This is a genomic window from Kitasatospora sp. Ki12 (assembly GCF_054601375.1).
On the sequence record NZ_BAAIHT010000001.1, the window covers coordinates 1,287,347 to 1,302,779 of the forward strand.

11 protein-coding genes are annotated in these 15,433 nt (G+C 73.6%); 3 read left to right on the forward strand and 8 right to left on the reverse strand.

The genetic code is table 11. The annotated features are described in order from the left end of the window. Nucleotides 1-40: 40 nt before the first annotated feature. A complete protein-coding gene (locus ACYP53_RS05440; RefSeq protein ID WP_189924923.1) occupies nt 41-466 on the reverse strand; it encodes a hypothetical protein in 426 nt (141 codons plus the stop codon). Nucleotides 467-778: 312 nt separating this feature from the next. Beyond that, nucleotides 779-1,648 carry a 16S rRNA (cytidine(1402)-2'-O)-methyltransferase gene (rsmI, locus tag ACYP53_RS05445; RefSeq protein WP_459646760.1) on the reverse strand — a complete coding sequence of 290 codons (870 nt, stop codon included), beginning with the start codon at nt 1,646-1,648 and terminating at the stop codon, nt 779-781. A 105-nt stretch (nt 1,649-1,753) separates the two neighbouring features. Between rsmI and ACYP53_RS05450 the strand changes: the two genes are divergently transcribed. After that, nucleotides 1,754-3,586, forward strand: a complete 1,833-nt coding sequence (locus ACYP53_RS05450) for a dolichyl-phosphate-mannose--protein mannosyltransferase (RefSeq protein WP_459646761.1) — start codon at nt 1,754-1,756, stop codon at nt 3,584-3,586. 202 nt (nt 3,587-3,788) lie between these two features. Continuing rightward, complete coding sequence (locus tag ACYP53_RS05455) at nt 3,789-5,552, forward strand: penicillin-binding transpeptidase domain-containing protein (protein WP_189924913.1); 1,764 nt, start codon at nt 3,789-3,791, stop codon at nt 5,550-5,552. Between the two features lie 316 nt (nt 5,553-5,868). On the opposite strand, the gene ACYP53_RS05460 is transcribed toward ACYP53_RS05455, so the two are convergent. From ACYP53_RS05460 to ACYP53_RS05485, 6 genes are all read right to left on the reverse strand, one after another. Beyond that, nucleotides 5,869-7,077, reverse strand: a complete 1,209-nt coding sequence (locus ACYP53_RS05460) for a glycosyltransferase family 87 protein (protein WP_459646762.1) — start codon at nt 7,075-7,077, stop codon at nt 5,869-5,871. A 338-nt stretch (nt 7,078-7,415) separates the two neighbouring features. Continuing rightward, complete coding sequence (locus ACYP53_RS05465; protein ID WP_459646763.1) at nt 7,416-8,912, reverse strand: amino acid permease; 1,497 nt, start codon at nt 8,910-8,912, stop codon at nt 7,416-7,418. 248 nt (nt 8,913-9,160) lie between these two features. Then, nucleotides 9,161-10,669 carry a penicillin-binding transpeptidase domain-containing protein gene (locus ACYP53_RS05470; protein WP_459646764.1) on the reverse strand — a complete coding sequence of 503 codons (1,509 nt, stop codon included), beginning with the start codon at nt 10,667-10,669 and terminating at the stop codon, nt 9,161-9,163. After that, entirely contained in the window at nt 10,669-12,030 is a 1,362-nt protein-coding gene (locus ACYP53_RS05475) for an FtsW/RodA/SpoVE family cell cycle protein (RefSeq protein WP_459646765.1), read from the reverse strand. Before ACYP53_RS05475 ends, ACYP53_RS05470 begins: the two co-directional genes overlap by 1 nt. A 205-nt stretch (nt 12,031-12,235) precedes the next feature. Next, nucleotides 12,236-12,922, reverse strand: coding sequence for an ABC transporter (locus ACYP53_RS05480; protein ID WP_229929198.1), 687 nt, complete (start codon nt 12,920-12,922; stop codon nt 12,236-12,238). Next, nucleotides 12,919-13,767 carry an ATP-binding cassette domain-containing protein gene (locus ACYP53_RS05485; protein WP_459646766.1) on the reverse strand — a complete coding sequence of 283 codons (849 nt, stop codon included), beginning with the start codon at nt 13,765-13,767 and terminating at the stop codon, nt 12,919-12,921. Before ACYP53_RS05485 ends, ACYP53_RS05480 begins: the two co-directional genes overlap by 4 nt. A 330-nt stretch (nt 13,768-14,097) precedes the next feature. On the opposite strand from ACYP53_RS05485, the gene ACYP53_RS05490 reads away from it, so the two are divergent. Then, nucleotides 14,098-15,432, forward strand: a complete 1,335-nt coding sequence (locus ACYP53_RS05490) for a VWA domain-containing protein (RefSeq protein ID WP_229929197.1) — start codon at nt 14,098-14,100, stop codon at nt 15,430-15,432. Nucleotide 15,433 lies beyond the last annotated feature (1 nt).

Consider the following 15,433-nt stretch of genomic DNA (forward strand, 5'->3'; position numbering starts at 1 on the left):
CCTTCCCGGTCGGGGGCGGTCCCTTCCGCGTCCCGCGGTGTCAGCCCAGCAGCCGCGACCAGAACCGGGCCCAGCGTCCGCGCGGCTTGGCGGGCCCGGGCACCGGGGGCGGCCCGGCCGGCTCGGCGTGCGCCGGGTAGCCGGGGGCGTGCTGCCAGGGCTGGTCGGCGGAGGCCACCCGGCCCTCGCGCATGATCCGGACGGTGTGGCCACCGCACCCGGGGCAGGTCGGCTTGAGCAGCGGGGACGGCACCCGGACACCGTTGGCGTGGTACTCGAAGACGACGTGCCCGTCCTTGGCCACGTGGTGCTCGATGTCGTACGCCTGCTCCCAGCCGTACCCGCAGCGCAGGCACGCGAAGGAGTAGGCCTCCCGTACGGTCTCGACGGGAGTGTGCCCGCGGCCCTCCAGGCCCGCGGTGCTCAGTGCGCTTCCACTGCCGGGGCTACCGATCGTGTCGCTCATGCGCCCACCTCGCTCCGCTCGGCGGCCGCTTCGCGGAACGCGCACCTCTTGTCGGGTCGCTCGCTGCGCTCGCTCATGCCGTCTCCCAGCGCCCGCCGGGCGCTCGCCCGGCTGGGTCTTTCCACTCCAGGAAATGCCCGGACCGCCCTGGCCGACGCCCCACTTGTGAAGACTTGGATGCGGATTGGGAAGCCCTATACGAAGGGCCTCCCTGGAGCCGGAAACCGCGACCGAAACTTCAGCTCAGCGGGTGTTTACCAGGGCCTTCCCTCAAAGGTACGACGCCCCGGCCGCAACGCAAGCCCCGGGAATTCACCCCTTTCCCGGGCCGCCGTCGAGGGCTTCCTTCTTGGCCGCGACGACCGCGTCGAAGACCTCCCGCTTGGGCAGCGAGAGCTCGGCCGCGACGGCCGCGATGGCCTCCTTGCGCCGCTCCCCGGCTTCCTCGCGCACGGCCACCAGCCGGGCCAGCTCGGCCGGGGTCAGTTCCTGGGGCGCGGCCGGCGGGGCGCCCGCGACCACGACGGTGATCTCGCCCTTGACGCCGTCGGCGGCCCAGGCGGCGAGTTCGCCGATCGGCCCGCGCTTGACCTCCTCGTAGGTCTTGGTGAGCTCGCGGCAGACGGCGGCCGGGCGCTCGGGTCCGAAGGCCTCGGCCATCGCGGCCAGGGCCTCGGCGATCCGGTGCGGTGCCTCGAAGAAGACCATGGTGCGCGGTTCGGCGGCGATGGAGGCGAGCTGCCGGGCCCGGTCGCCGGTCTTGCGCGGCAGGAAGCCCTCGAAGGTGAAGCGGTCGACGGGCAGGCCGGACAGCGCGAGCGCGGTGAGCACCGCGGACGGCCCGGGCACCGCGGTGACCTTGAGGTCGGCCTCGACGGCCGCGGCGACCAGCCGGTAGCCGGGGTCGGAGACCGAGGGCATGCCGGCGTCGGTGACCAGCAGCACCCGGGCGCCGCCGAGCAGCGCTTCGACGAGTTCGGGGGTGCGGCCGACCTCGTTGCCCTCGAAGTACGAGACGACCCGGCCGGCCGGGGTCACCCCGAGCGCCTGGGTGAGCCGGCGCAGCCGGCGGGTGTCCTCGGCCGCGATCACGTCCGCCGTGGCCAGTTCGTGGACGAGTCGGGGCGGGGCGTCCGAGACGTCGCCGATGGGGGTGCCTGCGAGAACGAGTACTCCTGTCACGGACCCCATCCTTCCAGCTGCGGCCGCCCGGAGCTTTTGGTGACGATTCGGTCAGCTTCCGAGGGAGCGGACACGCGTACGAAGAGCGCCCCTACGATGTGGCGGATGAACGGCGACACGGCGGCCCAGACGCCCACTGGTACGGACCACTCCGCGCGGGGCGTCGACCTGCCGTCCCCCCGTCCACCGGAATCCGCCGCCCCAGCCGCCCTGACCACCCCCGCGGCGCCCACTGCGCCCACCGCGCCCTCGGCCCCCACCTGGCGCGAACGCCTGGCCGGCCACGGCTACCGGCCGCGCCCGACCGTCCCCCTGGCCGAGCGCCTGGTGCCGCCGATGCCGGACGGCCCGCGGGTGACCCGGCGGGACGTGCCGCAGTCGCCGCTGCTGCTGGGCCTGGGCATCTCGCTGCCGCAGGGCCTCTGGTACTTCCTGTGCCGCTGGGCCGGCTGGCTGGGCCCGGTCGCGGTGGCGGTGTTCGCCGGGCTCCTGCGGTTCACCGACCTCGGCCGGCCGAACGCGATCATCTTCGACGAGACGTACTACGCCAAGGACGCCTACGCGCTCTGGCACGGCGGCTACGAGATCAGCTGGCCGGAGGACGCCAACAAGACGATCATGACGCCGGGCGCGTCCGTCCCGTACCGGGAGACGGCCTCGTACGTGGTCCATCCGCCGGTGGGCAAGTGGATCATCGGCTTCGGCGAGCAGCTGTTCGGCATGAACCCCTTCGGCTGGCGCTTCGCGGTGGCGCTGCTCGGCACCCTGTCGGTGCTGATGCTGGCCCAGATCGCCCGCCGGATGTTCCGCTCGACCCTGCTGGGCTGCGTGGCCGGCCTGCTGCTCTCGGTGGACGGCCTGCACCTGGTGCTCAGCCGGGCCGCCCTGCTCGACCTCGTGGTGATGTTCTGGATCGTCGCCGCCTTCGGCTTCCTGCTGCTGGACCGCGACCGCACCCGGGGGCTGCTGGCCGTGAGGCTCGGCGGGGTCGAGGACCCGGGGCTCGCCCAGCGGGTGAACCTGGGCTGGCGCCCGTACCGGATCGCGGCCGGCGTCTGCGTCGGCCTGACCTGCGCCACCAAGTGGAGCGGCCTGTACGTGATGGCGGCGCTCGGCCTGATGACGGTCCTCTGGGACGTCGGCGCCCGCCGTCTGGCCGGCGCCCCGCGCCCGTTCACGGCGGTGCTCGCCCGGGACGTGCTGCCGGGCTTCCTGTCGGTCGTCGTGGTCCCGATCGTGGTCTACGTCGGGTCCTGGTGGGGCTGGTTCGCCAGCAGCAACGCCCCGGGGCGGGGCGGCTGGGGCCGGGACTGGGCGGTGGGCCGCTCCACCGACTTCCCGTGGATACCGGAGGGCCTGCGCGCCCTGTGGCACTACCACTCGACGGTCTACGAGTTCCACACCCACCTGAGCGACCCGCACACCTACCAGTCCAACCCGTGGTCCTGGCTGGTGCTGGGCCGGCCGGTCTCCTTCTTCTACGAGTCCCCCAAGCTGGGCCAGGACGGCTGCACGGCCGCCGACTGCGCCCGCGAGGTGCTGGGCATCGGCACCCCGCTGCTGTGGTGGACGGCCCTGGTCGCCCTGGTCTACTGCCTGTGGCGCTGGGCGTTCCGGCGGGACTGGCGGGCCGGCGCGCTGCTCTGCGGCCTGGCCGCCGGCTACCTGCCGTGGTTCGCCTACCAGCAGCGGACGATCTTCCTCTTCTACGCGGTGGTCTTCGTCCCGTTCCTGGTGCTCGCGGTGACGATGCTGGTCGGCGCCCTGATCGGCCCGCCCGGAGCCTCCCGGGACCGCCGGATCATCGGCTCCGCGACGGCCGGCCTGCTGGTGCTGCTGATCGTCTGGAACTTCCTGTTCTTCTACCCGCTCTTCACCGGCCAGACCATCCCGCTGGACGACTGGCGCCGCCGGATGTGGTTCAACAGCTGGATCTGACCGATCCGACGGCCACCCCCGGCTCCGGCCCACACCGAGTCCCCCCGTTTCGTCCGTATGCGGTGCACGACACGTACCAGATCCGTCACAAGTGGCGGGCCTTTCGTCGGCGCACCGATTCCGCCTGCCTAGGGTGGGGTCGTACCGCGTTTCCGGCCCCGCCGGTTGCGCCCGGCCGCGAGACCCCTGGGGGACCTGCACCATGCGCAGTGGCGCGAAGATCGGCATCATCACCGGCGTGTCCATCGCCGTCCTCGCGGGCGGCGGCTACGGCGCGTACAGCCTGATGAACGGCTCGGACTCCGACTCCGGCGGCAAGAAGGCCCGTACGGTCGTCGCCGAGCCGCCGTCGGCCGAGCAGGCCACGGCCGGCGCGAAGGACTTCCTGGCGGCCTGGGCGTCCGGCGACATCGCCAAGGCGGCCTCGCTGACCGACGACCCGGCCGCGGCCACCACCGCGCTGACCGCCTTCCGGGACCAGGTGAAGCCGAGCGCGCTGACGCTCACCCCGACCGGTCCGACCACCCAGCAGGTCTTCTCCTCCGCCACCGGCACCCCCAGCCCGGCCAAGCCCGGCGCCGGGGCCTCCGCGACGCCGTCGGCGGGCACCCCGGGCGCCACCGACTCGCCGTCCCCCACCGCCACCCCCGGGCCCACCGGCACGCTGATGAGCTTCAAGGCGCGCGCCGAGTTCGAGGGCACCAACCGGGCCTGGGACTACCAGGGCTTCCTGGGCGTGGTGAAGATGAGCGACGACACCCCGGCCGTGCACTGGGCGCCGACGGTGATCCACCCCCACCTGTCCGGCAACGAGACCATCGCCACCCAGCAGGTCTTCGCCCCGCCGTCCACCGTGGTGGACCGCAACGGCAAGCCGCTGCAGGGCGCCTCGCTCACCGCGGCCCTGATGAACACCCTGCAGGACAACGCCCAGAAGCTGCTCCCGCCGGACCCGGCCAAGGACCAGGACTCGGGCAAGGCCGTGGTGATCAACGACCCGGCCGGCAAGGCCGCCGCCGACAAGCTGTTCACCATCGTCGAGCCGAAGCCCGGCAAGCCGTTCAAGGTGACCATCGACAACACCGTCCAGGCCGCCGCCGAGAAGGCGATGACCGACCTGGGCGGCAAGCCCGGCTCCGTCGTGGCGATCGAGCCGAGCACCGGCCAGGTGCTGGCCTTCGCCAACTCTCCGGCCAACGGCCAGAACCGGGCCTTCACCGGGCTGCTCGCACCGGGCTCGACGATGAAGATCGTCACCTCCGCGGCGCTGCTGGAGAACGGGATCAACCCGGACTCCGTGGTGGCCTGCCCGGAGAAGAGCAGCAACGCGGTCGCGATCCCGAACGACTTCCCGGGCGCCTTCCCGAACAACACCCTCCAGCAGGACTTCATGGTGTCCTGCAACACGGCCTTCATCAACCAGGGCCTGACCAGCCTCAAGCCGGAGACGCTGTCCTCCACCGCCAAGGACGTGTTCGGCATCGGCCTGGAGTGGAAGACCGGCCTGCCGAACGCCGACGGCAAGATCCCGGCGACGCCGGGCAGCAAGGACGAGCAGGCCATGAACTACATCGGCCAGGGCAAGGTCCAGATGAACCCGCTGGCCATCGCCTCGATCACCGCCACCGTCCAGAGCGGGGCGTTCAAGCAGCCCGTCCTGGTGGCCGGTCTGCCCCAGCAGGCGGCCGCCCGGCAGATCTCGCCGGACGTCGCCGGCAAGCTGCGCACGATGATGAACGCCACCGCCGTCAGCGGCACGGCCAGCCAGGTGATGGCCGGGATCACCGACAACGCGGGCGCCAAGACCGGCTCCGCCGAGGTCCAGGGCGCCTCCACCACCAACAGCTGGTTCACCGCCTACCGCGGCAACATCGCGGTCGCCGCCGAGGTCCAGGGCGGCGGCCACGGCGTCGACGCGGCCGGCCCCGCGGTGGCCTCCATCCTGAAGGCCGCCGCCGGCCGCTGACCCGGGCGCCCCGGAGGCGAGCGGGCGAATCCCCGCCCCGTGCCACGTCACGCACGGGACGGGGAAACCGCCCCGAGCCGAAGGGGCGCGCCGGTGCCGAAAGGGAGAAGCGAGGAGGCCCGAGGGACGAGGGCCTTGGAGCGCCGACCGTCGGCACCGGGTCCGAGCGCCCCGGAGGCGAGCGGGCGAGCCCCCGCCCCGAGCCGAAGGGGCGCGCCGGTGCCGAAAGGGAGAAGCGAGGAGGCCCGAGGGACGAGGGCCTTGGAGCGCCGACCGTCGGCACCGGGTCGGAGCGCCCCGGAGGCGAGCGGGCGAATTACTGCAGGGCGGGCTCCGGCACCTCCGGCACCCTCCCGGGCACGACCGGGCGCCGGCTGCTCCAGCGCCGGGCCGCCAGCCGGGGCCAGATCACCAGGACGGCCGGCAGCGCCAGGTACCCGAACCGCCCGGCCGGGGCGAGCATGAAGGCGATCGCGAGCCCGGCGGCCAGCAGGTCGGCCGCGGCGATCGCGGAGACCGGCGGCCGGGCCAGCAGCCAGATCGCCACCCCGACCAGGGCGACGGTCATCAGGGCCAGCGAGATGGCGTGCCCGGTCGGCCCGAAGCCGGCCAGCACCTTGCCGGGCAGCGGGCTGCCGGCCGGGGTGCGGATCGCGGTCATCCCGAGCGGGAAGCGCACCACCTGTTCGCGCAGCGCGTCCGCCTGGGTGAGCACGGACGGCAGGATCACCGCGACGCTCACCCCGGTCCCGATCAGCGCGGTCCGGGCGGCGGGCCGGCGGCCGTAGAGCCGCCACAGCAGCAGGACGGCGACCGGCAGCGCGGGCCAGGCCGTCCACTTCAGGGTGCAGGCGAGGGCGAGGACCAGTCCGGCGCCGACGGTGCGGTCCCGCTCGGCGAGCGCCATGGCGAGGCAGCAGACGCCGATCAGCGGCAGGTCCACCCCGCCGACGACGAGGGCGAGCGCTATCAGCGGCGAGGCGGTGAGGACGGCCAGCGGCAGCAGCGGCGCGCGGGGGCCGTCGCTGTCCGGGCGGGTGGGCCGCAGCAGCCGCCAGGCGGCCAGCAGGCAGACGAAGAAGGTCAGCGCGAACCAGATCCGGGCGTCCCCGGCGACCTTGGCGAAGGCGGTGGCGTCGCCGAGCAGCTGGCGCGGCAGTCCGAACAGGGCCATCGCCGGCAGGTACGGGTTGTAGTCGGTGACCACGACCGGGTGCGGCAGGTAGGCGTCACCGGTGGTGAGCAGCAGGTGGGCCGAGCGTTCGACCACCATGACCTCGGACTGGTGGCGGCCGTGCAGGGCGAGCAGTCCGAGCGGGACGAGGACGGCGCCGACGAGGGCGACCGCGGCGGCGGTGCGGGCCGCGTAGCGGCGCGGCAGGGTCAGGCAGAGCAGCCCGGCCAGGGCGTAGGCGGGGGCCGCGATGAGGCCCCACTGCTTCTGGTTGGGCAGGTCGGAGACGAGCGGGAAGGCGGCGGCCCAGCCGGCCGCGATCAGGCAGCCGAGGAGCTGTACGGTCCGCATCGAGGCGAGGGCGGCGGGATTCAGCCGATCGGGCGTGGGCGGAAAGGTGCTTTCGCCACGCTGGCGGGGGAACGGCCGGACCGAGAAGCCTCTCGGCGGTCGCCCGGGTCCGGACGAGGTCTCGGTCACGAAGGTCTGCGCCGGCGTTCTGCGGCGGCCGGTGAAGCGGCCGCGCGGGCGGGAGAAGCCGGGCGTGCGGGTGCTCACCATGGTGGAAGGTTATGGGTGCGGGCCCGGCCCTGTCGCCATGACGTCGGGCACTGGACGTGGGACGGCACGAAAAGGGCCGCCGGGTGTCCTGTCGGTCGGCGGCCCTTCACGTCCGGTTCGCTTCCGGGTCAGTCGGCGGTGCGGTCGGCCGGGACGGCCTCGGCCCCGGGTTCGGCCCGCTCCAGCCGGGAGTGCTTGATGCTGTAGCCGAAGTAGACGACCACGGCGACGGCGAGGGCGATCGCGCCGGCCCGGAAGGTGTCGGCGTGCAGGCCGGTGATCAGGTAGACGCAGAAGCCGACGCTGACCAGCGGGACGACCGGGTAGCCGGGCACCTTGAAGCCGCGCGGCAGGTCGGGCTGGGTGCGGCGCAGGATGATCACGCCGATGGAGACCACCGAGAAGGCGATGAGCGTCCCGAGGCTGGTGATGTCGGCCAGGACGTTCAGCGGGATGAACGCGGCCAGCGCGCCCACGCCGAGGCCGACCACGATGGTGTTCCAGATCGGGGTGCCGGTGCGCGGGGAGAGCTCGGCGAAGCGCTTGGGCAGCATGCCGTCGCGGCCCATCGAGTACAGGATGCGGGTCTGGCCGTAGATCACCACGAGGGTGATGCTGAAGATCGACAGGATCGCGCCGATCGCGAAGACCATCGCGGGCCAGCTCTGGCCGGTGATGTCCTGGAGGATCTGGGCCAGGCCGGCCTCCTGGCCGTCGAACTTCTGCCAGGGCTGGGCGCCGATGCCGGCCAGGGCGACCAGGATGTAGAGCAGGGTCACCACGACCAGCGAGATGATGATCGCCATCGGCAGGGTGCGACGCGGGTTCTTGACCTCCTCACCGGCGGTGGACACGGCGTCCAGGCCGATGAAGGAGAAGAAGATGCTGGACGCGGCGACCTGCACGCCGCCGATGCCGAGCGGCATGAACGGGGTCAGGTTGCCGGAGTGGAAGCCGGTCAGCGCGACGCCGATGAACAGCACCAGGATGAGGATCTTGATCCCGACCATCGCCGCGTTGACCTTCACCGACTCGCTGACGCCGCGGATCAGCAGGAAGCAGACCATCGCGACCAGCAGCAGCGCCGGCAGGTTGAACCAGTGGGTGCTGTCCGGCGCGCCGGCGAGCTGCTCGGGGATCTTGACCCCGAAGGCCAGGTCGAGGAACTTGTTCAGGTACTCGGCCCAGCTGACCGCGATCGCGGAGGCGGAGACGCCGTACTCCATCAGCAGGCAGATGCCGACGCCGAAGGCCACGCCCTCGCCGAGGGTGGCGTACGCGTAGGAGTACGAGGAGCCGGAGACCGGGATCGCGGAGGCCATCTCGGCGTAGCAGAGCGCGGTGAGTCCCGCGGTGACCGCGGCGATCACGAACGACAGGATGACGGCCGGGCCCGCCGACGGCACCGCGGTGTTCAGCACGAAGAAGATGCCGGTGCCGATGGTGGCACCGATGCCGATCGAGGACAGCTGCCAGAGCCCGATGGAGCGGCGCAGGTGGATGCCGGAGCGGCCGCCCTCCTCGGGTGCGCCCGCCGGAAGGGCGTCGCGGCCCTCGCTCTCCGCGATCAGTGTCGAGACGGGCTTGCGTCGCAGCAGACGCGCACCGAGGGTGTTGCTGGCCAAAACGGCGGTCCTTCTGGGCAGGGGAGGGTGTCCTGGCGGCCGGTCACCCGCCGCGCCGCGGGGGCGACATCGGGGACCAACCGAACAAAGATGGGACAGTACCCGGCGAAAGCACCAGTGTCGCAAACGAACAGTCCGGGTACGCGCATTGTCCTAATCGGCGCATATGGCTGTACAAACCGGACACTTCGCAAACGGCGCATCTACCGTCGAGCGGATAAAGCGGCAGCTCAGCACGGTCGCGGGGGTCATCGGCGGAGCACCGCCCGCATCACCGAGCGGGCGATCGGCGCGGCCAGGGCGCCACCCGTGACGTCCGTGGCGTCACTGTCCGCGACCACCACGGCCACCGCCACCGGCGGCACCGCGTCCGAGCCGGCCGGTCCGGCCCAGGAGATGAACCAGGCGTACGGCGTCCCGGCGTTGTCCACCCCGTGCTGAGCCGTCCCGGTCTTGCCGCCGACCACGGCCCCGTCGATCCGGGCGTTGCCCCCGGTCCCGTTCTCCACCACGTCGGTCATCAGCTTCCGCACCCGGGCGGCCACCTCCGGGCTCATCGCCCGCCGGTACGCCGCCGGCTTCATCAGCCGCACCGCGGTGCCGTCGGACTTCGTCAGCTTGTCCACAAGCTGTGGACGCATGACCGTCCCGTCGTTGGCGACCCCGGCCGCGACCATCGCCATCACCAGCGGGGTGGCCGCCGTGTCGAACTGCCCGATCGAGGAGAGCGCCAGCTGCGCCCCGTCCATCGCGGTGTCGATGTTCGACCGGGCCGCCCGCACCGGGACGTCCAGCTTCGGGTCGTTGAAGCCGAAGCCCTCCGCCATCGCCACCATCCGGTCCAGCCCGGTCCGCACCCCTAGGTAGCCGAGCACGCTGTTGCAGCTGGCGGTCATCGCGGCGGACAGCGACAGGCCGGGCCGGTCGCAGGCAGGGGTGTCGTTGACCAGCGGGGTGGTCGTCCCGGGCAACACGTACGGGTAGGGCGCCCCGGTCGGCGCGTCCGGGTCGGTGACCACCCCGTTCGCGAGCGCGGCCGCGGCGGTGACCACCTTGAAGGTCGAGCCCGGCGGGTAGGTCTGGCGCAGCGCCCGGTTGAGCATCGGCTGGTCGGTGTCGGCCTGCAGCCGGTTCCAGGCCTCCTGGTCGGCGGCGGCGTGGCCGGCGAAGCCGCCCGGGTCGTAGGAGGGCGTGCTGGCCAGCGCCAGGATCCGCCCGGTGGCGGGCTCGATCGCGGCGACCGCGCCCTGCTGGCCGCCCAGCCCGCGCACGGCGGCCTCCTGGGCGGCGCGGTCCAGCGTGGTGTACACGTCCCCGCCCGGGCTCTGCCTGCGGGCCACCGCGTCCCAGAGCGCCCAGCCGGCCAGCCGGCCGTCGGTGCCGGTCAGCAGGTCGTCCTCGGTGCCCTCCAGCTGGGAGTTGCCGTACGCCTGGGAGGCGAAGCCGGTGACGGCGGCGTAGGTCGGACCGTCGGTGTAGGTGCGCTTGTACGCGTACCGGCCGCCGGTGGGCTCGGAGCCGGTGATCCGCTCCGAGCCGACCAGGATGTCGCCGCGCGGCCGGGCGTACCGCTCGACGGTGAGCCGCTGGTTGGCGCTGTTGTGGTCGAGGTCGTCCGCCTGGAACACCTGCACCCGGGTGGCCTGGACGCACAGCGCGGCGACCAGCAGCAGGCAGAAGGTGCCCGCCCGGCGCCCGGTGACCGAGATGCCGGGCAGCCCCTGCGGGCCGTTGCCCCGCGGCCGGATCCGCGCCATCAGCCCTCCCCCTCCCCCGACGCAGACACGGGCCCAGGCCCAGGCCCAGGCCTGCGGGCGATGTCGCTCATCCGCACCAGCAGCGCGACGATGATCCAGTTGGTGACCACCGAGGAGCCGCCCAGGGCGATGAACGGCATGGTCATCCCGGTCAGCGGGATCAGCGCCAGCACCCCGCCCGCGACCACGAACACCTGCAGCCCGACGATCGAGGCCAGTCCGATCGCCAGCAGCCGCCCGAACGGGTCGCGCAGCGCGATGCCGGTCCGGAAGCCCCGGGAGACCAGCACCGCGTACAGCAGGAACACCGCGATCAGCCCGGTCAGGCCGAGCTCCTCGCCGATGGTGGCGAGGATGAAGTCCGACTTGGCGGCGAAGCCGATCAGCACCGAGTGCCCGTTGCCGAGGCCGGTGCCCAGCTCCCCGCCCCAGGCGAAGGCGAACAGCGACTGGGCGATCTGGTTGGCGCCCCGGCCCGCGGCGATCGAGCCCAGCGGGTCCAGCCAGTCCGCGACCCGGCTGTGCACGTGCGGCGACAGCCAGCCCACCGTCACCGCGCCGACCGCGGCCAGGCCGAGCCCGATCGCGATCCACCCGGTGCGGGCGGTGGCCACGTAGAGCATCACCACGAACAGGCCGAAGAAGAGCAGCGAGGTGCCGAGGTCGGTCTCCAGCACCAGGACGCCGACGAAGGCCGCCCAGATCAGCAGGACCGGCCCCAGCACCCGCCCGCGCGGCAGCTGCCAGCGCCACACCCGGCGGCCGGTGAGCGCCAGCGCGTCCCGGTGCACCGCCAGGTAGGCGGCGAAGAAGACCGCCAGCAGGATCTTGGCGAACTCGCCGGGCTGGAAGGAGAGCGGCCCGACCACGATCCAGATCCGGGAGCCGTACACCGGCGGGAAGAAGATCGGCAGCACCAGCAGGACCAGCGCCAGCAGGGCACCGGTGTGGGCGTAGCGCCGCAGCCTCCGGTGGTCGCGCACCAGCAGCACCACCGCGATGAACAGCGCCACGCCCAGGGCCGACCAGAGCAGCTGGGTGGAGGCCGCGCCGGGGCCCGGGGAGGCCCGGTCGAGCCGGTAGATCACCACCAGGCCGATCCCGTTCAGCAGCACCGCGATCGGCAGCGGAAGCGGGTCCGCGTACCGGGCCCGCCACCGGACGACGGCGTGCGCCGCGAGGGCGAGCACGCCGAGCGCGGCGCCGTACTCGGCCGCGTCGGGCGGGACCGTGCCGTCCAGGTCGACACCGACCTCGACGTAGCCGAACACGGCGGTCAGGACGGCGGCGAGCACCAGGACGAGCTCGGTGGTGCGCCTGGTCGGCACCGGCCGGCTCGGCCGGGCGGCGGAACTCGTCACGGCGGAGGGTGTCGCCACGGACCGTCCTGGGGGTCGCGGGGTTCGGACAGGCCTGCCGGGCCCACGCACCGGCGCCCGGGTTCGTCACCCTAACGAGCCGTCTGCACGTGTATCGGCTCTTCACCCCGGTGTGTCCGCCATTGCCGGAATCACCCGGCCCGGCCGGCCCACTTCACCTCGCCACGCCTCCCCCCTGACGGCCCGCTCACTCCGGCCGGCGCCCGGCCAGCGCCGCGACGCCCGCGCAGCCCGCGGCCATCAGGACGACGGCCAGCAGCAGCTCCACCCACGGCACCGCGACCCGGCCGCTCCGGGCCGCTGCCACCAGCCCGCGCACCGCAGCATTGGCCGGTGAGGCGGGTACCACCAGCAGCAGCGCGGCCAGTGCCAGCGCCAGCGGGATCCCGTACGGCCCCCGGGTGAGCACCGGCCGGGAGGCCAGCGCCCCGGCCAGCACCCCCAGCAGCGCGCAGACCACCGAGGTCAGCAGCCCCGCCAGCAGCGCCGCCCCGACCGCCGGCCGCCCCGGCGCCCCCGGATCGGCCACCGCCCCGCTGGTCCACCACAGCGCCGCGACCTCGCCGACCGCCAGCACCAGGGAGACCGTCAGCGCCGCCAGCAGCGCGCCCAGGTGCACCCGGGCCGGGCCCGCCACCGCGACCAGGCAGGCCCGCGAGGCCGGCGGCTCCGCGGCCAGCGCCCCGCGCACGTACCAGGCGCTCACCGGCAGCAGCGCCCCCGCACCGAGGCCGAGGCTGCCCAGCAGCGGGTCGCCCGCCGTCACCCCGACCACCAGCAGCAGCACGTACGCCAGGAACGGCGGCAGCCAGGCGTGCGAGCGCAGCAGCAGCTCCAGGTGGTACCGCGTCAGCGGCCCGGTCCGACCCGTCACCGCTCCTCCTCCCGCCGACGCACCGCCAGCACCCGTACGGCCGGGCGGCCCAGCAGCAGCCGGCGCAGCAGCGCGTCCGAGTGCGCGGCCGCAACGGCCAGCCGGACCTCCGTCCCGGCCAGCCGGGTGCGCTCCGGCGCGCCGGGCAGCCGGTCCGGCAGCGGGGCGCCGTCCGGGACGTCCACCTCGATCTCCATCACCGGGCCGGCCCCGGCGGGCGGCGCCGCCCCCTCCTCGGCGGACCGCAGCCCGCCGTCCGCGCCGACCAGGTACGCCGCGCCGGTCAGCCCGGCCAGCCGGGCCGGGTCGTGGTCGACGAACAGCACCGTGCCGCCCGCCGCCGCCCGTTCGGCGGCCGCCTCGTCCAGCACCGCCCTGGCCTCCGGGTCCAGCCCGGTCCAGGCCTCGTCGAGCACCAGCACCCGGGCCTCGGCGAGCAGCGCCTGGGCGACCGCGACCTTCTGGCAGGTGCCCTTGGAGAGTCGGCTCAGCGGGGTGCCCGCCCGGTCCGCGACGCCGAACCGGTCCAGCCACTCCCCCGCCCGCCGCCGGGCCCGCTCCGCCGACAGCCCGTGCACCCGGCCCACCCGCAGCAGGTACGAGGCCGCGTCGAACGGCAGCGCCGGCGGGAAGCGTTCGGGCACGTACGCCGCCGGCCCGGGCCGCACCACCCGGCCCGCGCTGGGCCGCTCGATCCCGGCGACCAGCCGCAGCAGCGTCGACTTGCCGCTCCCGTTCGTCCCGGCGATCCGCACCAACTCCCCGGGCCCGACGGCCAGATCGACCCCGCGCAGGATCCACCGCCCGCCGCGCCCGTACCGCTTGCCGACCGCTGCCAGCTCCATCGCGCCCCCGCTTCCGCCCATCGGTACGCAAGGAGGCTATCCACGCCGGGTAAGGCCCGCGTGAGCCCGGACTCGGCTCCCGCACGCCGGAGTTCACGCCGGGGCTGGTCGGTGCACGATCCGGACTCGTTTCGCCACGGCGAACTGATGATCCCCGGGCGTGTCTTGTGGGTCTCGTCGGATCAGGACGCGGCGTCAGGGTGCGTGCATCGCAAGGCGGAGGAGGGAGTCCATGCGGAGCATCGGCGACTGACGACAACGCGGCGAGGTGCGTGCCCTGGCGTCGCGGACCCGGCGAAGACCCGCAAGACACGCCCTAGGATCGGCCGGGTGACTACCGGACGACGACCACAGACCAGGCTCGGCAGCCTGCTGGCCGCAGTGGCGATAACGGGCGCCTCGCTGCTCCTCGGCCTGCCCGCCCACGCCGACGAACCATCAGCCGGCGCCCCCGCCCCCAAGGAGGCCCCCCGGGTCGACCTCGTCCTGGACGTCAGCGGCTCCATGACCGCCACGGACATCCAGGGCAAGAGCCGCATCTCGGTGGCGCAGCAGTCGCTGAACGAGGTGATCGACGCCCTGCCCGCGGAGACCGAGTTCGGCATCCGCACCCTCGGCGCGAACTACCCCGGCAACGACAAGGTCCAGGGCTGCCAGGACACCAAGCAGCTGTTCCCGGTCGGCAAGACCAACAAGGTCGAGGCCAAGACCGCCGTCGCCACCCTGCGGCCCACCGGCTGGACCCCGATCGGCCTGGCCCTGCGCGGCGCCGCCCAGGACCTCGGCAAGGGCGAGACCACCCGCCGCGTGGTGCTGATCACCGACGGCGAGGACACCTGCACCCCGCCCGACCCCTGTGACGTGGCCCGCGAGCTCGCCTCCCAGGGCATCCACCTGGTGGTCGACACCCTCGGTCTGGCCCACGACGACAAGACCCGTCAGCAGCTGCTCTGCATCGCCAACGCGACCGGCGGCACCTACACCGACGTCCGCACCCAGGAGCAGCTCACCGACAAGGTGAAGCAGCTGGTCGACCGCTCCAACGACACCTACACGGTGACCCCGGTCAAGACCGCCGGCACCGACAAGTGCGAGAACGCCCCGGTGCTCGCCCCGGGCGTCTACACCGACCGCGAGAAGTTCTCCGAGCACCGCGTCTACAAGGTCCCGGTCAAGTCCGGCCAGGAGCTGCGCGCCTCGGTCAGCGTCGCCCTCGACCGCCCGGTCGCCCGGGACTACGGCGTGCTGCTGCAGGCCACCAGCGCGACCGGCCAGGAGCTGGTCCGCGGCACCGACGCCGGCGGCGGGCGCACCGACGTGATCTCCACCGGTCTGCGCTGGTCCACCGAGGCCTCCAAGGGCTACGTCACGGCGAGCCCGAGCTCGGCGTCGGACTCGTCCACGTCGAAGGAGAAGCCGCAGACCACCGTCTGCCTGGTCGTCAGCAACTCGCTGGCCCCGCAGGCCGGCGTCCAGGCCGACCCCGGCCTGCCGCTGGAGCTGACCGTGGACCTGGCCTCCTCCTCGCCCGCCCCCGAGGGCGCCGCGATGGGCCTGGGCCGCGGCTGGATCCTGCTGCTCACCCTCACCCTGGCCGGCCTGGTCTGCGGCCTGCTGTTCGGCTGGATCGCACGGTGGCGGATCGCCGTCTGGCGGGAGAACTGAC